Origin of the sequence: Streptomyces sp. NPDC058045 (assembly GCF_042885635.1) — a bacterium.
Lineage (GTDB): Bacteria > Actinomycetota > Actinomycetes > Streptomycetales > Streptomycetaceae > Streptomyces.
This window is the reverse complement of the sequence record NZ_JBHVRR010000028.1, coordinates 35,461-52,435: the sequence shown is the minus strand read 5'-3', so window position 1 is coordinate 52,435 and position 16,975 is coordinate 35,461. Positions and strand designations below refer to the sequence as shown.

Below are 16,975 nucleotides of genomic sequence, written 5' to 3'. Positions count from 1 at the left end.
AGGGGTCGCGGGCCGGGGTTACGAAATACGGAGCGTGCCGAGGTCCCTGCGGTGACCGAGGTCCATCCGGTCACGGAGGTGGCTCCGGTGGCCGAGGTGCCTCCGGTACGCGCGTCCGCACGGCAGACCCCACCTGGAGCAGAGTCCATGACGATCGACTCCCACCCCGTCGGATCGGAGGACCGGCCGCCCGCGGCACCGGCCGGTTCACCACCCACCCATCCCCCGCGCGAGCCCGGCATAGCCGGACGCGACCCCGCCGCAGCGCCCGGCCCGGTGACCGGACGCGACCCGGTGGACGACCTGATGCGCAGTGTCGCCCTGGGCCGCTCACTGGACGAGGTGCTGCGCCTCGTCGCCCTGCTGGAGCAGTCGCCGAAGCGGGCCACCGCCGCCACCGCCGCGGTCCGGGCCGCCGCGACGGAACGGCCGGTGGAGGAGGTCAGCCGTATGGTCGCGCTGCTGAGCCGGCCGCCGCACTCCCCGGCCCGCGCGGACGACGCGATCCGCGCCGCCACCCGGCACCGCTCGCTGGAGGATGTCGGGCACCTGCTGACCCTGCTGCACCAGCCACCGCACGACGCGCACACCGCGGAGGAGGCGATCCGCGCGGCCACCGGCAGCCGCACCGTGGAGGAACTGGCCCAGCTCATCGCCCGCCTCGACCCCGGGACACCTGCCGCCGACCGAACGCCCGCCACCGGCAAGGGACTTGGGGAGGCGGACGGGGCTGAGGTGACGGGACCGTCCGCCACGGTCACCGAGACGACGGCCGTCCGCGAATCCGGCCCAGGTAATGCCCCTTCCTCGGCAACTGGCGGCAGCGGTAAGCCTGTTGACGCCACGGCTGGCGACGCCGTGGACCCGTACCGCTCGCAGCATCCGGACGGGGCGGCACCGAAGTCGGCACCGAAGTCCCCGTCGGCGTCCCGCTCCACTCCGGTCACCGGCGCCCCGCCCGCCGAGCCACCGGCGTCCGCGTCGACTGCCGCGCCCGGGTCGGACGGGAAGGCCGCCGCGGTGAAGCGGTCGGAGCACTCGGGCGCGGGCCGGTTCCGCGGTGCGGGCGCTCGCGGTACCCGTCCGGGGACCCGCGGCGCCTCCCCCACCGGCCCGACCCCGAGCGGCCCCGCGGCCGGTAGGTCGGCAACCGCACGCACACCCCACTCAGCGTCAACTCACCCCGGTTCCAAGGGAGTCGACAAGTCCCGCCCGACCCGGACCCCGGACGGGAGCGCACACCGGTCCCCGTCGCAACGCGCACCGAAACCGGCATCGGCCCCGCCACGGAAACCGGCCCGGGCACGGAGACAGACGCCCGCCTCGCGCACCGCGTCGGCCGTCGCACCGTCCCGGGTCCTGGGCCGTCCGCCGCACGGCGGTGCCCCCGGCTGGCTGCGCTGGCCGGCCGCCGTCGCCCTGCTGGCCTGCGGCGTCACCACCCTGCCCCGCTACGGTGCCGGGGTGGACGCCTCGCTGTACGCGGGCCTGATGACGGCGACCGTACTGTGCGGGGTGGTCGCGCTCGCCCTGCTGGTGCTGCGGGCGGGTACCGGTGTGGCGCTGCTCGCCGGTGTGGTGGTGTCGGGCGCCGTGACCGCGGTGCATCTGGCGCCGACGGGCCGCAGGGCTCCCGAGGTGACCCGAGCCGTCGAGCACACCCTCGCCCCGCGCGGGCTGACCACGGTGGCGGCCGCGGTGGCCCTGGTCGTCACCCTCGCCGCGCTGGCGGGCCTGGTCGCCCTGGCCCACCGCAACCGCACCCCGTCCCCCGCCTCTCCTGCTCGGACCGGCACAAGCACCGACAGCAGCCCCACCCCCACTCCCGAGACCAGGAAGGCCGTCCCGTCCGAACCGGCCGCCGCCGAGGCCCTGTTCACCGACGCGGACGCGGCACTGCTCGCCGACGCGGGCAGCGCTCTCGACCCGGCGAGCCCGCCGCGCGCCACGCACTACGCCACCGGCACCGGCCCCGCGTTCACCGGCTCACCCGCGGACCGCTGAACCGACCCGACGGCGAACCGGCCGGCGCCACCCACAAGACGGGCACCGGCAAGACCGCCCCCGTACGACGCGGACGATCACCCGTCCTCCGTCTCCGGGGGCGGTCTCATGTCACGCGGACGATGAAGAGGACGAGCATCAGCGTGCCGAACAGGAGTCCCACGCTTCCGCAGATGATCCCGGCGAGGGCCTGCCCCGGGTTGGTGGCCTCGCCCCGCACGGCCTTGCCGCGGCCGATCGCGCCGAACACGATCGCCAGGATGCCCAGCACGATGGCGAAGGGCCACAGGCAGAATCCGGCGGCCGCGGTGATGCCGAGGGCGAGACCGGCGACGCCCAGCCCGTTGGAGCCCTGGGGCGGCGTTCCCCAGCCGTATCCGGGGGCGCCGTAGGGGCCGGGATACGGCGGCGCGTACGGGTAGTAGGGCTGATTCGGGCCGCCGGGTCCGCCCGGGTAGCCGTAGGGCATTCCGGGGCCGGGCTGCCCGGGCGGCCCGTAGGGGCCCGGTCCGCCGGGCGCGGTGGGCGGCGGCGGCAGCGGATCACCGGGCCCGGGCGCCGCGAAGGGATTCCCCGCGCCACCCCACGCCCCACCGCCGGGCGCCTCCGGCACCGCGTCCTTGTCGAGGCTGACCGCGGGCCCCTCACCGCCGGGCGGCCCCTCGCCCCGCGGCGGCCCCGGCAGGGCTTCCGCGTCCCCGTCCGGCCGCGGTGGGTCCTGCGGCGCCGACTGCTCGGACATCTGTGGTGGCCCCCTCCTGGTACGTGCGGTCATGCTACGGCCGCCCGGGGAGCCCCGGGAGGCCCGCCTACGATGTTCTCCGCACCACCGATCAGCCGATCACCCGCGCCGTACGCCGGTGCCCTCCCGGGGAGACGATCCTTGACCGAGCTACAGGCTTTCATCGCCGGACTGCCCAAGGCCGAACTGCACGTACACCATGTGGGCTCCGCCTCCCCCCGGGTGGTGGCCGAACTGGCGGCGCGGCACCCGGACTCGAAGGTGCCCACCGATCCCGAGGCGCTGGCGGACTACTTCACCTTCACGGACTTCGCGCACTTCATCGAGGTGTATCTGTCCGTGGTGGATCTGGTCCGCACCCCGGAGGACGTCCGCCTGCTCACCTTCGAGATCGCCCGCGAACTGGCCCGGCAGAACGTGCGGTACGCGGAGCTGACCGTGACGCCTTTCTCTTCGACCCGGCGCGGTATCGACGAGAAGGAGTTCATGGTGGCGCTGGAGGACGCCCGGACCGCGGCGGAGCGGGAGTTGGGCGTACTGCTGCGCTGGTGTTTCGACATTCCGGGCGAGGCGGGGCTGGAGTCGGCTGAGGAGACGACACGGCTGGCGGTGTCGGACAAGCTGCGGCCCGAGGGGCTGGTGTCCTTCGGTCTCGCCGGGCCCGAAATCGGCGTGGGGCGCCCGCAGTTCAAGCCCTACTTCGACCGGGCCGTCGCGGCCGGACTGCACTCGGTACCGCACGCCGGGGAGACGACCGGCCCGGCGACGGTGTGGGACGCGCTGGTGGACCTGCGGGCGGAGCGCATCGGGCACGGTACGAGCGCGGCCGGCGATCCGGCGCTGCTGGCCCATCTCGCCGAGCGCCGCATCCCGTTGGAGGTGTGCCCCACATCCAATATCGCCACCCGCGCGGTGGCCACCCTGGAGGAGCACCCGATCAGGGCCATGGTCGAGGCGGGCGTGCTGGTGACGGTCAACTCGGACGATCCGCCCATGTTCGGCACCGATCTGAATACCGAATACGCGGTCGCCGCCCGGCTGTTGGGCCTGGATGAGCGGGGGGTGGCGGCGCTGGCCCGCAACGCGGTCGAGGCGTCGTTCCTGGACCCGGCCGGCAAGCGGATGCTCTCGGCGGAGATCGATGCCTACACGGAGACCTGGGCGGGCCGCAGCTAGGAGGTGTCTCCCCGAGACCGCGAACTCGGGGGTCCGGGCCGGATCCCGCAGCGGCGCGGGCCACAATGGGGGCCATGCGCACCGTGACCGCCGTGGCCCACCGCGGCGACCCCTACCGGGTCCGTGAGAACACCCTGCCGTCGCTGCGTTCCGCTCTTGAACGGGGCGCGGACGCGGTGGAGATCGATGTCCGGCTGACCTGGGACGGCGTGCCGGTCCTGCTGCACGACGAGTCGCTGAAGCGGCTGTGGGGGCAGGACCGGCCGCTGTCCTCGCTGTCCGCGAAGGAAGTGTCGGAGCTGACCGACGGCGGGGTGCCGACGCTCGCGGAGGCGGTGGCGGCGCTGCCCGCTTCGGGGCCGCGGCTGCTGGTGGACCTGCCGGGCGCCACCCCGCGTACGGTGCGGGCGGTGCTGGGGGTGCTGCGGGACGCGGGCGCCGCGGAGCGTGCGTACTTCTGCGGTCAGGCGACGGTGATGCTGGCGGTGCGGGCGGCGGATCCCGGGGCGGAGATCTCGCTGACCTGGACGTCGCTGGCGCCGCCGCGGCCGGGCCTGCTGGCGGCGGTGCGCCCGCGCTGGCTCAACTACCGCTTCGGGCTGGTGGATTCGGCGCTCGCCGAGCGGGTGCACTCGGGCGGGCTGCTGCTGTCGGTGTGGACTCCGGACACGGCCCGTTCGATGCGCCGGGTACTCGCGGCGGGCGCCGACTCCATCACCACGAACCGCCTCGATGTGCTGTCCGCGCTGCGCGAGACGGTCCCCGCGGCCTGACCCGGCCGCCGCTCACCGCCGGTGCCGGGTGGCGAGGCGGTGGGCGGCGAGGTGGGCGCCGGTGGTGACGGCACCGGCCGCGACGAGCGCGAGTACGGCGTCCCGGGCGCGGGTGGGGCGCAGTACTCCGGCGCGGTGGAGCCGGTGGCGGGCCCAGACGGTGAACGGGATGACGAGCAGCGGTGAGGTGGCCGAGCCGGGGGTGTAGCCGCGGACGGCGGCGGCCTGGGCGAGGTGGACGAGGCCGTGCAGCCCGAAGCCGTCGAGGGCGCTCTGGTAGAGGGCGGACCGGCCGCCGGTGAGGTGTCCGGCGGTGGCCGCCGCGGCGACCACCCCGCCCACGAAGGCCACCGCGGTGGCGAACTCACCCTGGTCGACACGCTCCATCGCCCGCCACACCCGGTCCGGCAACTGCGGGAAGCGGGCGCGGAGTTCGGGCAGATGACGCTTGAGCCAGCGGGGTCCGAGGGCGACCTCCTCCGCGTCGTGCAGCGCCCAGGCGGCGAGCAGTCCGAGGGTGACGGCGGGCGTCACGGCGGTGGTGGCGTCGGCGGAGCGGTGCGCGGTCATGCGGTACATCCTGGCGACCGGGCGCGGGGCGGGCAACGGACCGGAAGTCCGCTGCCCGCCCCGCGTTCGTTCGTTCCGGGTGCGTCAGCCCGGGTGTGTCAGCCGTCGATGGAGGTCATGACGTGCTTGATGCGGGTGTAGTCGTCGAAGCCGTAGGCGGAGAGGTCCTTGCCGTAGCCGGACTTCTTGAAGCCGCCGTGCGGCATCTCCGCGACCAGCGGGATGTGGGTGTTGATCCACACACAGCCGAAGTCCAGCGCCTTGGACAGCCGCATGGCGCGGGCGTGGTCCTTGGTCCACACCGAGGAGGCGAGCGCGTACTCGATGCCGTTGGCGTAGTCGACGGCCTGGGCCTCGTCGGTGAAGGACTGGACGGTGATGACCGGGCCGAAGACCTCGTTCTGGATGATCTCGTCGTCCTGCTTGAGTCCGGAGACCACGGTCGGCGCGTAGAAGTAGCCCTTGTCGCCGACCCGTTGGCCGCCGGCCTCGACCTTGGCGTGGGCCGGGAGCCGGTTGATGAAGCCCTCGACCCTGGCCAGTTGGTCGGGGTTGTTGAGCGGCCCGTAGAGGACGTCCTCGTCGTCGGGCATCCCGGTCCTGGTCTCGGCGGCGGCCTTGGCGAGGGCGCTGACGAAGGAGTCGTGGATGGACTCGTGGACGAGGACCCGGGTGGCCGCGGTGCAGTCCTGGCCGGCGTTGAAGAAGCCGGCGACGGAGATGTCCTCGACGGCCTTGGGGATGTCGGTGTCCTCGAAGACGACCACGGGCGCCTTGCCGCCGAGTTCGAGGTGGACGCGCTTGAGGTCCCGGGAGGCGGACTCGGCGACCTGCATACCGGCCCGGACCGAGCCGGTGATCGAGGCCATCGCCGGGGTGGGGTGCTCGACCATCAGGCGGCCGGTGTCACGGTCGCCGGTGATGACGTTGAAGACGCCCTTGGGCACGATGGAGCCGATGATCTCGGCCATCAGCACGGTGGACGCGGGCGTGGTGTCGGACGGCTTGAGGACGACGGTGTTGCCCGCGGCGAGCGCCGGGGCGAACTTCCAGACCCCCATCATCATCGGGTAGTTCCACGGCGCGACCTGGGCGCAGACGCCGATCGGCTCGCGGCGCACGATGGAGGTGAGGCCCTCCATGTACTCCCCTGCGGCCCGGCCCTCCAACATGCGCGCGGCGCCCGCGAAGAAGCGGATCTGATCGACCATCGGCGGGATCTCTTCGGTGCGGGTGAGACCGATGGGCTTGCCGGTGTTCTCGACCTCGGCCGCGATGAGTTCCTCGGCCCGCTCCTCGAAGGCGTCCGCGATCTTCAGCAGCGCCTTCTGCCGCTCGGCGGGGATCAGGTCCCGCCAGGCGGGGAACGCGGCGGCGGCGGCCGCCATGGCCGCGTCGACGTCCGCCTGGCCGGAGAGCGGTGCACTCGCGTAGGCCTCGCCGGTGGCGGGGTTGACGACCTCGCTGGTGCGCCCGTCCGCGGCGTCCCGGAACTCACCGTCGATGTAATTGCGCAGCCGACGCAGCTCGGTGGTCACTGGGGCCCTCCTGTGGGTGTCCGGTGGGTGAGACATCCACCCTAGCCCGTTCAGCGACGTTTTCAACATGGCCGACGGCCGAGGTGGTGCGGATTTCGTCGCCATCGAAACTCCTTGCAACGAATTCCGTCGCGGATGAATTGCGGAACAACTGAGTCCTGGTGCACAGTGGGGCCGTGGCCAGTCGTAGCGCAGACCCCGGCGAGTCCCGTGACGCGAGGAACCGGAACGGCAACCCCCCACTGGACGCCGTCTCCCTCGCCATCATCGAGCAGTTACAGGAGGACGGCCGCCGTCCGTACGCCGCCATCGGCAAGGCCGTCGGCCTGTCCGAGGCAGCCGTACGACAGCGGGTGCAGAAGCTCCACGACCAGGGCGTGATGCGGATCGTCGCGGTGACCGACCCGCTCACCGTGGGCTTCCACCGCCAGGCCATGGTCGGCATCAACGTCGACGGCGATCCGGAACCGGTCGCCGAAGCCCTCACCGCCCTGCCGGAGGCCGAGTACGTGGTGATGACCGCGGGCTCCTTCGACCTGCTGGCCGAGGTGGTCTGCGAGGACGACGAGCATCTCCTGGAGGTCGTCAACCGCCGCATCCGTGCCCTGCCCGGGGTGCGCTCCACCGAGAGCTTCGTCTGCCTGAAACTCAAGAAGCAGACCCACATGCGGGGAACCCGACAGCAGTGAGCGAGGACCTCAGCCGCTGCGCCTGCGACCTCCCGATCGTCGGCGACGACCGCGGCGACCCCGTCGCCCAGCTCTCCCCACCGCTGATCTCCCACATCCTCCGCACCGTCCCCGCCGAAGCCCGGACCAAGCTCTGACCGCATATCCCCTCCTGAAGCCGTACCTGTCACTGAGACACCGGCCCGGCCGCATCCCTCACGCCCTCGGGCCAGATCTCGCCCTTTCGGGTGAGTCCGGCCCATCCGCGTTTGTTCCCCGCACCCCGTCCGACCTGGTCCGAACGAGTGCGGCCGGGTCTTTGCCCTCCCCGAACACACCAGCACACCGTGTTACGTTCACGCCGTTTCGGGGGGAACCCCGCCCTAGGGCGTACTAGCGGCGGAATCATCGTCTCGGAGCGGAAGAGTGGTGTTCCCCATGGTTGCCCCGCCGGACAACGACGTGCTCTGGGCGCGCGCCCTGCGCCACACCCGGCAGGGCTCCCCCGCCCTCGCCGGGATCTCCCTCGGCGTCCGCGACGGTGAGATCCTCGCCGTCAACGGCCCCCGCGGCAGCGGCAAGACGACCCTTCTGCAATGCCTCTCCGGCCAACTCCTCGCCGACGAAGGCGAAGTGTGGTTCAACAGCACCCCGCTGCACACCATGGGCGCCCTCGCCAGAGAACGCCTCCGCCGAGACCGCTTCGGCTGGATCGACCCCGCCCCGGGGCTCGTCCCCGAACTGACCGCCTGGGAGAACGCCGCCCTGCCGCTGCTGCTGACCGGCACCCGGCACCGCGCCGCCAAGGCCGCCGCGCTGGACTGGCTGGAGCGCCTCGACATCGGAGCCGCGGCCCGCCGCCGCCCGCACGCCCTGCGGCATCCCGAACGCCAGCGCGTCGCGATCGCCCGCGCCCTGGTCTCCCACCCCGCCGTGATCTTCGCCGACGAGCCCACCGCGCCCCTGCACCGCGCCGACCGCATCCATGTGCTGCGGACTCTCACCACCGCGGCCCGCTCGCACGGCATCACCGTGGTCCTCGCCACCTCCGACCCGGACACCGCCGCCCTCGCCGACCGCACCCTCTCCATTCTCGACGGCCGCCGCGTCACCACCGTGCCGCTGCCCGCCGGGCCCGACTCGGAAGGCCGGGCCGCGTGCTCGCTCTCCGTCTGACCCGCCGCGCCAGGCCCGGCGTGCACCTGCGCCGGGCCCTCGTCGCCACCGCCTCCGCCGGCACCGGCTTCCTGCTGCTGTGCACCCTCGGCTATGCCCTCGGCCACCCCGACTCCTCCGGTCCCGCCCTGCTCCGCCTCGCCTGGTGCGTGGCGCCCCTGGCCGCCACCGTCTATCTCGCGGTGGCCGTGGCCCGTACCGATCCCGCGACGCGGCCCAGGGCCGGGCTGTCCGCGGTGGGCCTCGGGCCGGGGCGGCTGATGCTGGTGTCGACGTTCGCCACCGCCGCGGCCTGCTCGCTGGGTTCGCTGCTGGCCGCGCTCGCCTTCCTGTATCTGCGCGGCGTGCACACCGGGCTCCCCTTCGACGGGGCCGCCGCCGACCTTCTCGCCGCCGGGCGGCCGCTGCCCGCGGCCGCCGTCGCCACCCTCCTCGCCGTGGTGCCCGTCACCGCCTCCGCGGCCGGGGCACTCGCCCTGCGCCCCCGGCCCGAGCGCCCGGCCGACGACGGCGACCCGGACCGCCCGCCCGCGCCGGCCCGGGTGCCGACCGGCCTGCCGTGGGGCATGGCGCTGCTCGCGGCCGGTCTCGCGGTGGAGGCGTGGGCGGGGCGCGGCGGGGCGCGGTCCGGCCGGCTGCCGCTCCCCGGGGGACTGGCCGCCGGTTCGCTCGGCGTCCTCGTCGGCTGGGCGCTGACCGCCGTCGGCCTGGCCGTGGCGGGCCCGGCGCTCACCCACCACTGCGGCCGGCTGCTGAGCGCGGTACGGCCGGGCGGGCTGAGGCTGCTCGCGGGGCGCATCCTCCAGCAGGAGTCCCGCCGTATCGGCCGCCCGCTCGGGGTGCTGTGCGCGGTGGCGTCCGGGGTGTACGCGGCGCTCAGCCTGCGGGGCGGCGGGAGTCCTGGACCGGCGCCGATGACGACGCTCGGGATGCTGCTGGTGGCGGGCTGCGCCCTGGCCACCCTGCTGGTCGCGGCGGTCGAGGCCCGCCAGTCCCGGGCCGGCACCAAGGCCGCGCTGCTGCGCCTGGGTGCCCCGCCCGGCGCGCTGCGGGGCGCGGTGGCGCTGCGCTCCGGGGCGCTACTGGTGCTGTTCCTCCCGCTGACCTGGCTGATCGCCAAGTTGGCCGCACTGCCGCTGACCAACTGAACGACGGGCGGCGGCGGTCGTCATCGCGGTTCCGGAAAATTCTTCCGGGATCGCGATGACTTTTTCGCCCGGTGCGGGTCCAACCATCAGAGACCGCACGTACCGGCCCGCCTCCGCGGCGGCGCCCGAGAGGGAGTCAGCGATGTACCAGCAGATGATCTTTGTGAACCTGGCGGTGGACGATGTCGCCGCGTCCCGGAAGTTCTTCACGGAGCTGGGTTACTCGATCAACCCGCAGTTCAGCACCGACGATTGCGCCTGTGTCGTGATCAGCGACACCATCATCGCCATGCTGCTGTCGAAGCGGCGCTACCAGGACTTCACCAAGAAGCGGATCGCCGACGCCACCACCACCTCCGAGGTGCTGCTCTGCCTTAGCGCGGAGAGCCGCGAGAAGGTGGACAGCCTGGTCGATGCCGCCGTCGCCGCCGGTGGCACCGCCAACGACGACGTCCAGGACCACGGCTATATGTACGGCCGCTCCTTCGACGACCTCGACGGGCACAGCTGGGAGGTCATGTGGATGGACCCGGCGGCCGTCCAGGGCTGATGCCCCGCCAGGGGGCGGAGTGGCCAACGGGCTGGTTACGCAGGCCGGTTGACCGGGGCTGGCAGTTTGCACGGGGCGTCGCCCGAGGGGGGTGCGCGGCCTAGCATGTGGCGGATGCAGACCAGTGATCCCGGCCCCGGCGGCCGCCCCGATCCGCGTACCCCGTACACCGATCGGGAGGTCGGCTCGCTCGGGGAGTTCGACGCCGTGCTGGCGCGGGGCGGTTCGCTCGCCAGGCACCGGATGCGGTCGGTGGACCTGCGGGGGCGTACCGAGAGCCTGCTCGCCGCGGACACCGGTGGCGCCGTCTTCCTGGGCTGCCCGATGGAGCCCCGGGCCGCCACGGCGGTACGGGCCGCGGGCGCCCTGGTCTTTCCGCCGGTGCCGGGGCTGCCGTTCGACCCGTACCGGGGGCGGCTCTACAGCCCGCAGGAGTTGTTCGCCGGGCTCGGCCGGGGCGAGGGGTATGCGGGGACGCCGGATGCCCGGACCTATGAGTGGTACCAGCGCACCAAGGACGACGGTGACGTGTTCACCTCGCTGCTGCGGTCGGTGCACGACGACTCGGTCTCGGACGCGCTGGCCGAACTCCTCGCGGGGCGCCGGGTGGTGGGCGTCATGGGCGGTCACGCCATGGACCGCGGCACGGACGCCTACGCGGGTGCCGCCCGCCTGGGCCGGACCCTGGCCGCCTCGGGTCTGACGGTGGCCACCGGCGGCGGTCCCGGCGCCATGGAGGCGGCCAACCTGGGTGCGTACACGGCCCCGTTGCCCGCCGCGGCGCTCGGTGAGGCGCTGGCGCTGCTGGCGAAGGCGCCGTCGTTCAGGCCGTCGGTGACCGACTGGGCGGCGGCAGCCTTCGAGGTCCGCGACCGGCTGCCGGGCGGCGGTCCCTCGGTGGGGATTCCCACCTGGTTCTACGGGCATGAGCCGCCGAACGCCTTCGCCTCCCGGATTGCGAAGTACTTCGCCAACGCACTGCGGGAGGACGGGTTGTTGGCGCGTTCCACGGCGGGGGTGGTGTTCCTGCCGGGCGCCGCTGGCACGGTGCAGGAGATCTTCGACAACGCCACGCCCAACTTCTACTCCTCGCGCGGTGCGCCCACGCCGATGGTGCTGGTGGGCCGCATCCACTGGACGGAGGACCTGCCGGCCTGGCCGCTGCTGCAAGCCCTGGCCCGAGGCCGCCCGATGGCCGCCCGGATCGCCCTGGTCGACTCGGTCGACGAAGCCCCCGCGGCCCTCGCCGAACTGTCCGAACGCAGGGAAGAGGAGCCAACTCCCTAGGCCGCGGCCCGGGTTCAGTCCAGAACGGTGATCTCGTCGGCGGTGAAGAGGGCGCCGAGGGTGGCGCCGGGGGCGGGGGCGTCCCGCAGGGTGCAGGCCGCTTCCAGCGGGGGTGCGGACGGGTCGTCGGGCCGCAGCCGGACGCTGACATGGGTGCCGCGGAAGGTGCGGGACTCGACGGTGCAGGACAGACCGTCCCCGCCGCCGGTGAGCCGCACCCCGGCGGGCCGGACCAGTACGGTGCGCTCGCCTTGGGGGCTGCCGTCGGGGACGGGCAGTTTGCCCCAGGGGGTGTCGGCGGCGGTGCCGGTGACGGTGGCGGGTACCACGTTGTCGAAGCCGAGGAAGCGGGCGACGAACCCGTCCGCGGGCCGCTGCCACACGTCGAGCGGGGTGCCGGTCTGGGCGATGTGCCCGTCGCGCATCACCACGACCCGGTCGGCGAGCGCGAAGGCCTCGCCCTGGTCGTGGGTGACGGCGAGCACGGTGGTGCCCAACCGGTCGAAGATGCCGCGGAGTTCGACCACCAGGCGTTCCCTCAGAGTGCGGTCGAGTTGGCCGAGGGGCTCGTCCAGCATCAGCAGGGCGGGCTGCGGGGCGAGGGCGCGGGCGAGGGCGACGCGCTGCTGCTCGCCACCGGAGAGGGTGGCCACGGGGCGGTGTTCGGCGCCGGGCAGTCCGACGGTGGTGAGGAGTTCCGCGACGCGGCCCCGGCGTTCGGCGCGCGGCACCTGGTGCATCCGCAGTCCGAACGCGACATTGGCGCCGACGTCGCGCTGCGGGAAGAGCTGGTGGTCCTGGAACATGAGGCCGATGCCGCGCCGGTGGGCGGGGACGCCGTGCTGGTCGCGTCCGGCCAGCAGGACGCGGCCGCCGTCGAGTTCCTGGAGTCCGGCGACGGCCCGCAGCAGGGTCGACTTTCCGCTGCCGCTGGGCCCCAGCACGCACACGATCTCCCGTTCGGCGACGTCCAGGCCGACCGAGTCGAGCGCAGTCCGCCCGCCGAACCGTACGGTGGCGCCGTCGAGTTGAAGTTGCATCTAGAACTCCCCGGTGTGTTCGGCGGTCCTGGCGTGTTCGAGGGCGAGCAGCGTCAGGGCGCACACCGCCATGAGGATCACGGAAAGGGCCATCGCCTGCCCGTAGTTGAGGTCGCCGGCGCGGCCCAGGAGGCGGGCGACGGCCACCGGCAGGGTGGGGCGGTCGGGGCGGGCGAGGAAGACGGTGGCGCCGAACTCGCCGAGGGACACCGCGCAGGCGAAGCCCGCGGAGATCAGCAGGGCGCGCCGCGCCATCGGCCAGTCCACCTCCCGCCACACCTGGAGCGGTGCCGCGCCGAGGACGGCGGCGGCCTCCCGCAGCCGCGGGTCGACGGCCCGCAGTACGGGCAGCATGGTGCGCACCACGAACGGCACGCCGACGAGGGCCTGGGCGAGCGGCACCAGCAGCCAGGACTCTCTGAGGTCGAGCGGCGGTTCGTCCAGGGCGATGAGGAATCCGAAGCCGACGGTGACCGCGGACACCCCGAGCGGCAGCATCAGCAGTGCGTCGAAGGTGCGGGTGAGGCGGCCGGCGCGGTGGGCGAGGGCGGTCGCGGCGAGGGAGCCGATGACGACGGCGAGGGCGGTGGCGGCTAGGGCGTAGCCGAAGGAGGTGGCGACGGCGGTGAGGGGTGCGACGAGGAAGGTGCCGCCGTCGGCGGAGGTGAGGGCCCGGTAGTAGCCGAAGCCATGGCCGCCGGGGGTGTCCAGGGAGCGTTCCACGAGGACGGCGAGCGGAAGCAGCAGCAGAAGCAGCACGGTGGTGAGGACCACGCCGAGCAGGGTGCGTTGGGCGGCGCCGCGCGGTGGGCGTGCGGTGCGGGCGGCGTCGACCAGGCGCAGGGTGCTCTCACGGCGCCGCACCGTCCAGGCGTGTACGGCGAGTACGGCGGCGACGGCGGCGAACTGGATGAGGCTGAGCACGGCGGCCGTCGGCAGGTCGAAGATCTGCGCGGTCTGCCGGTAGATCTCCACTTCGAGGGTGGAGAATCCGGGCCCGCCGAGGATCTGCACCACTCCGAAGGAGGTGAACGTGAACAGGAACACCATGAGCGCGGCGGCGGCCACCGCGGGCCCCAGCGCGGGCAGGGTCACCTGCCGGAACGCGCCGAGGCGGGAGGCGCCGAGGGTGCGGGCGGCTTCCTCCTGCCGCGGGTCGAGTTGGGCCCAGAGTCCGCCGACGGTGCGGACCACGACGGCGTAGTTGAAGAAGACATGCGCCAGGAGGATGGCCCACACGGTGGTGTCGAGGCGTACGCCCCACAGGGTGTCGAGGAGTCCGCCGCGGCCGAGGAGGGCGAGGAACGCGGTGCCGACGACGACGGTGGGCAGGACGAACGGCACGGTGATGACGGCCCGCAGGAGGCGTTTGCCGGGGAAGTCGAGGCGGGCGAAGACATAGGCGGCGGGCAGTGCGATCAGCAGGGTGAGCGCGGTGGAGGCGCAGGCCTGCCAGGTGGTGAACCACAGCACATGCCGGATGTCGGGCTGGGTGAGGACCTCGCCGAGGCGCGCGGGGTGCCAGCGCCCGCCGTCGTGCAGGCCGCGGCCGACGATGGCGGCGACGGGGTAGGCGAAGAACACCGCGAAGAACGCGGCGGGCAGCGCCAGCAGCCCGAGCCGGACGGCGGCCGAGCGCACCGCACCGGACCACGGGCGCCGGATGCGGGACTGCCGGGGATGGGCCGGGTGGCCGCGGCCTGGGTCCTTGCGGGGGCCCGGGCCGGCGGTCTGCTCGGCGGCGTCGGCTACTTCAGGACGATCGAGGTCCACGACTTGACCCAGTCGTCACGCCGGTCGGCGATCTTCCCCGGCGCCATGGTCGCCGGGTGGGGCACGGTGACCGCGTACCGGGTGTAGTCCGCGGGCGGTGTCGCGTTCGCCGCCACCGGGTCCACGAACATGTTCAGCGGCATGTCCTGCTGGAACCGCTTCGACAGCAGGAAGTCGAGGAACGCCTTGCCGCCCTCGGGGTTCTTCGCGTTGCTGAGGAGGCCGGCGTACTCGGTCTGCCGGAAGCAGGTGCCGGTGGCGACACCGGTGGGTGCGGTCTTGGGCTGCGGGTCGGAGTAGATCGCCTCGGCGGGCGGCGAGGACGCGTACGACACTACGAGGGGGCGGTCGCCGCCGGCCTTCTTGCCGCCGGCGGAGCCGGAGAACTCCTCGTCGTAGGCCTGGCTCCAGCCGTCGACCACCTTCACGCCGTTCGCCTTGAGCTTCTTCCAGTAGTCCTGCCAGCCGTTGTCGCCGTAGTGGGCGGCGGTGCCCAGGAGGAAGCCGAGGCCCGGGGAGGAGCCGGCGGCGTTCTCCGTGACGAGCAGATTGCGGTAGGCGGGCTTGACCAGGTCGTCGTAGGTCTTCGGCGGGGCCAGCTTGCGGTCGGCGAAGTACTTCTTGTCGTAGTTGACGCAGATGCTGCCGCTGTCCACGGGCGTCACCCGGTCCTTGCCGCCGTCGACGCGGTACTCGGGCCGCACCTGCCCGGCGCCCTTCGCCCGGTACGGCTGGAACAGCCCTCCGTCGAGGGCGCGGGACAGCAGCGTGTTGTCGACACCGAAGAACACATCGCCCTGCGGGTTTCCCTTGGTGAGCAGCGCCTTGTTGACGGCCTGCCCGGCGTCCCCGTCCTTGAGGATCCGCAGCTTGTACCCGGATTCCTTCTCGAATTCCTTCAGTACGCCCTTGGACGCGGCGAACGAGTCGTGGCTGACGAGGGTGACGGTCTTGCTGCCGCCGGACGAGGTGCCGCTGCCGCCGGAGTCGGAGCACGCGCTCAACGCTCCCGTCCCGAGACCGGCGGCGAGCGCGACGGCCGACACTCTTCGCACGGCCCGCCGGCGACCGGCGGGGTTCTTCCCTGTGACGCTCACTGAATGTCCTCCTGGGGGTGGCCAGGAAGAGACGCGGCCCTGCCGCGGTCCTCGGAAAGGACGGCAGCAGGGCGCAACAGCCGGAGTAGTGACCGAACTTCCTACCCGGAATGACCCGGGCGAGGTTCAGAGGGTCTGCGACCCACCGGCTCTGGCCGGCTGCCGCACTCTCAGCGCTGTGGCGCTCCCCTGTCGGATATGCAGATGTACGGGCCTCATCGTACCGGTACCGCCGAGCGGGCCGGCCCCGGGGTGCGCAGTGGTCCGCCGGGCTCCTCCAGGTGAGACCGGCGCGGTCCGTTTCACTAGGAGGGTGCCGGGCGGATCAGCGTTCGGTGGCGGCGAGTTGACCGCACGCGCCGTCGATCTCCTGGCCTCGGGTGTCGCGGATGGTGACCGGCACTCCATGGGCGGCGATGGCGTCCACGAACGCCTTCTCCGCCTCGGGGCGGGACGCCGTCCACTTCGAACCGGGAGTCGGATTCAGCGGGATCAGATTGACGTGCACCCGCTTCCCCTTCAGCAGCCGCCCCAGCCGATCACCGCGCCACGCCTGGTCGTTGATGTCGCGGATCAACGCGTACTCGATCGATATACGGCGGCCCGACTTGGCGGCGTACTCCCAGGCCGCGTCGAGGACCTCCCGTACCTTCCACCGGGTGTTGACCGGGACGAGGGTGTCGCGCAACTCGTCGTCCGGGGCGTGCAGCGACACGGCGAGACGGCAGCTGAAGCCCTCGTCGGCGAACCGGTGGATGGCGGGCACCAGGCCGACCGTGGACACCGTGATGCCGCGCTGCGACAGGCCGAGGCCGTCCGGCGCGGGATCGGTGAGCCGGCGGATCGAGCCCACCACCCGCTTGTAGTTGGCGAGCGGCTCCCCCATGCCCATGAACACGATGTTCGACAGGCGGGCCGGGCCGCCGGGGATCTCCCCGTCCCGAAGCGCCCGCATCCCGTCGACGATCTGGTGCACGATCTCGGCGGTGGACAGGTTGCGGTCCAGCCCGGCCTGGCCGGTGGCGCAGAACGGGCAGTTCATCCCACAGCCGGCCTGGGAGGAGATGCACATGGTGACCCGGTCCGGATACCGCATCAGGACGGACTCGACCAGCGTCCCGTCGAAGAGCCGCCACAGCGTCTTACGGGTCGTGTCGTCGTCGCAACTGATGTGCCGCACCACGGACATCAGGTCCGGCAGCAGTGCCTCCCGCAGCGGCTCGCGGGCCGCCGCCGGAATGTCCGTCCACTCCTGCGGGTCGTGCGCGAAACGGGCGAAGTAGTGCTGCGAGAGCTGCTTGGCGCGGAACGGCTTCTGGCCGGCCGCGGCCACCGCCTCCTTGCGCTCGGCGGGCGTCAGATCGGCGAGGTGCCGCGGCGGCTTCTTGGCGCCGCGCGGTGCTACGAAGGTCAGTTCTCCGGGTGCAGGCATG

General features: G+C 73.1%; 16 protein-coding genes and 1 riboswitch. Of the genes, 9 read left to right on the top strand and 7 right to left on the bottom strand.

Features of this window, described 5'->3' with window-relative positions:
* The first annotated feature begins 147 nt into the window (after positions 1–147).
* Positions 148–2,004, top strand: coding sequence for a hypothetical protein (locus tag ACFVST_RS18445; protein ID WP_390152647.1), 1,857 nt, complete (start codon positions 148–150; stop codon positions 2,002–2,004).
* A 106-nt stretch (positions 2,005–2,110) separates the two neighbouring features.
* Here ACFVST_RS18445 and ACFVST_RS18440 read toward each other — a convergent pair whose 3' ends face one another.
* Positions 2,111–2,746, bottom strand: coding sequence for a DUF4190 domain-containing protein (locus ACFVST_RS18440; RefSeq protein ID WP_390152644.1), 636 nt, complete (start codon positions 2,744–2,746; stop codon positions 2,111–2,113).
* 141 nt (positions 2,747–2,887) lie between these two features.
* Here ACFVST_RS18440 and ACFVST_RS18435 point away from each other — a divergent pair, with 141 nt between their 5' ends.
* Both ACFVST_RS18435 and ACFVST_RS18430 read left to right on the top strand, forming a co-directional pair.
* The gene (locus ACFVST_RS18435) at positions 2,888–3,922 is read left to right on the top strand and encodes an adenosine deaminase (protein ID WP_390152641.1); all 1,035 of its coding nucleotides are present in this window, start codon (positions 2,888–2,890) and stop codon (positions 3,920–3,922) included.
* Between the two features lie 74 nt (positions 3,923–3,996).
* Positions 3,997–4,695, top strand: a complete 699-nt coding sequence (locus ACFVST_RS18430) for a glycerophosphodiester phosphodiesterase (protein ID WP_390152638.1) — start codon at positions 3,997–3,999, stop codon at positions 4,693–4,695.
* Between the two features lie 12 nt (positions 4,696–4,707).
* Here the strand turns inward: ACFVST_RS18430 and ACFVST_RS18425 are convergent, their stop codons facing one another.
* Complete coding sequence (locus ACFVST_RS18425) at positions 4,708–5,265, bottom strand: HXXEE domain-containing protein (RefSeq protein ID WP_390152636.1); 558 nt, start codon at positions 5,263–5,265, stop codon at positions 4,708–4,710.
* 98 nt (positions 5,266–5,363) lie between these two features.
* Positions 5,364–6,803, bottom strand: coding sequence for a gamma-aminobutyraldehyde dehydrogenase (locus tag ACFVST_RS18420; protein ID WP_390152633.1), 1,440 nt, complete (start codon positions 6,801–6,803; stop codon positions 5,364–5,366).
* 161 nt (positions 6,804–6,964) lie between these two features.
* On the opposite strand from ACFVST_RS18420, the gene ACFVST_RS18415 reads away from it, so the two are divergent.
* The 6 genes from ACFVST_RS18415 (at position 6,965) to ACFVST_RS18390 (ending at position 11,632) form a co-directional block, all read left to right on the top strand.
* Positions 6,965–7,492 (top strand): Lrp/AsnC family transcriptional regulator, encoded by a 528-nt coding sequence (locus ACFVST_RS18415; protein ID WP_390152630.1) that lies wholly within the window; start codon positions 6,965–6,967, stop codon positions 7,490–7,492.
* Positions 7,489–7,629, top strand: a complete 141-nt coding sequence (locus tag ACFVST_RS18410; RefSeq protein WP_390152627.1) for a hypothetical protein — start codon at positions 7,489–7,491, stop codon at positions 7,627–7,629. The genes ACFVST_RS18415 and ACFVST_RS18410 overlap by 4 nt, the downstream gene beginning before the upstream one ends.
* A gap of 280 nt (positions 7,630–7,909) precedes the next feature.
* The gene (locus ACFVST_RS18405) at positions 7,910–8,647 is read left to right on the top strand and encodes an ABC transporter ATP-binding protein (RefSeq protein WP_390152625.1); all 738 of its coding nucleotides are present in this window, start codon (positions 7,910–7,912) and stop codon (positions 8,645–8,647) included.
* Positions 8,629–9,795 carry a hypothetical protein gene (locus tag ACFVST_RS18400; RefSeq protein WP_390152622.1) on the top strand — a complete coding sequence of 389 codons (1,167 nt, stop codon included), beginning with the start codon at positions 8,629–8,631 and terminating at the stop codon, positions 9,793–9,795. The genes ACFVST_RS18405 and ACFVST_RS18400 overlap by 19 nt, the downstream gene beginning before the upstream one ends.
* Before the next feature lie 142 nt (positions 9,796–9,937).
* A complete protein-coding gene (locus ACFVST_RS18395) occupies positions 9,938–10,345 on the top strand; it encodes a VOC family protein (protein WP_390152620.1) in 408 nt (135 codons plus the stop codon).
* A 114-nt stretch (positions 10,346–10,459) separates the two neighbouring features.
* The gene (locus tag ACFVST_RS18390) at positions 10,460–11,632 is read left to right on the top strand and encodes an LOG family protein (protein ID WP_390152617.1); all 1,173 of its coding nucleotides are present in this window, start codon (positions 10,460–10,462) and stop codon (positions 11,630–11,632) included.
* 14 nt (positions 11,633–11,646) lie between these two features.
* Here the strand turns inward: ACFVST_RS18390 and ACFVST_RS18385 are convergent, their stop codons facing one another.
* The 4 genes from ACFVST_RS18385 to rlmN form a co-directional block, all read right to left on the bottom strand.
* Positions 11,647–12,672 (bottom strand): ABC transporter ATP-binding protein, encoded by a 1,026-nt coding sequence (locus tag ACFVST_RS18385; RefSeq protein ID WP_390152614.1) that lies wholly within the window; start codon positions 12,670–12,672, stop codon positions 11,647–11,649.
* Positions 12,673–14,445: an ABC transporter permease gene (locus ACFVST_RS18380; protein ID WP_390152611.1), complete on the bottom strand. Its 1,773-nt coding sequence runs from the start codon at positions 14,443–14,445 to the stop codon at positions 12,673–12,675.
* Positions 14,421–15,449, bottom strand: a complete 1,029-nt coding sequence (locus ACFVST_RS18375) for a thiamine ABC transporter substrate binding subunit (protein WP_390152608.1) — start codon at positions 15,447–15,449, stop codon at positions 14,421–14,423. Before ACFVST_RS18375 ends, ACFVST_RS18380 begins: the two co-directional genes overlap by 25 nt.
* Positions 15,450–15,622: 173 nt before the next feature.
* Positions 15,623–15,743, bottom strand: a riboswitch (TPP riboswitch).
* A 124-nt stretch (positions 15,744–15,867) separates the two neighbouring features.
* Positions 15,868–16,974, bottom strand: coding sequence for a 23S rRNA (adenine(2503)-C(2))-methyltransferase RlmN (gene rlmN, locus ACFVST_RS18370; RefSeq protein WP_390152605.1), 1,107 nt, complete (start codon positions 16,972–16,974; stop codon positions 15,868–15,870).
* Position 16,975 lies beyond the last annotated feature (1 nt).

Excerpts from the sequence above, each read along its gene's own strand:
- ACFVST_RS18445 (WP_390152647.1), top strand. The coding sequence starts at position 148 with ATGACGATCGACTCCCACCCCGTCGGATCGGAGGACCGGCCGCCCGCG.
- ACFVST_RS18440 (WP_390152644.1), bottom strand. The coding sequence starts at position 2,746 with ATGTCCGAGCAGTCGGCGCCGCAGGACCCACCGCGGCCGGACGGGGAC.
- ACFVST_RS18430 (WP_390152638.1), top strand. The coding sequence starts at position 3,997 with ATGCGCACCGTGACCGCCGTGGCCCACCGCGGCGACCCCTACCGGGTC.
- ACFVST_RS18425 (WP_390152636.1), bottom strand. The coding sequence starts at position 5,265 with ATGACCGCGCACCGCTCCGCCGACGCCACCACCGCCGTGACGCCCGCC.
- ACFVST_RS18405 (WP_390152625.1), top strand. The coding sequence starts at position 7,910 with ATGGTTGCCCCGCCGGACAACGACGTGCTCTGGGCGCGCGCCCTGCGC.
- ACFVST_RS18395 (WP_390152620.1), top strand. The coding sequence starts at position 9,938 with ATGTACCAGCAGATGATCTTTGTGAACCTGGCGGTGGACGATGTCGCC.
- ACFVST_RS18390 (WP_390152617.1), top strand. The coding sequence starts at position 10,460 with ATGCAGACCAGTGATCCCGGCCCCGGCGGCCGCCCCGATCCGCGTACC.
- ACFVST_RS18385 (WP_390152614.1), bottom strand. The coding sequence starts at position 12,672 with ATGCAACTTCAACTCGACGGCGCCACCGTACGGTTCGGCGGGCGGACT.
- rlmN (WP_390152605.1), bottom strand. The coding sequence starts at position 16,974 with ATGCCTGCACCCGGAGAACTGACCTTCGTAGCACCGCGCGGCGCCAAG.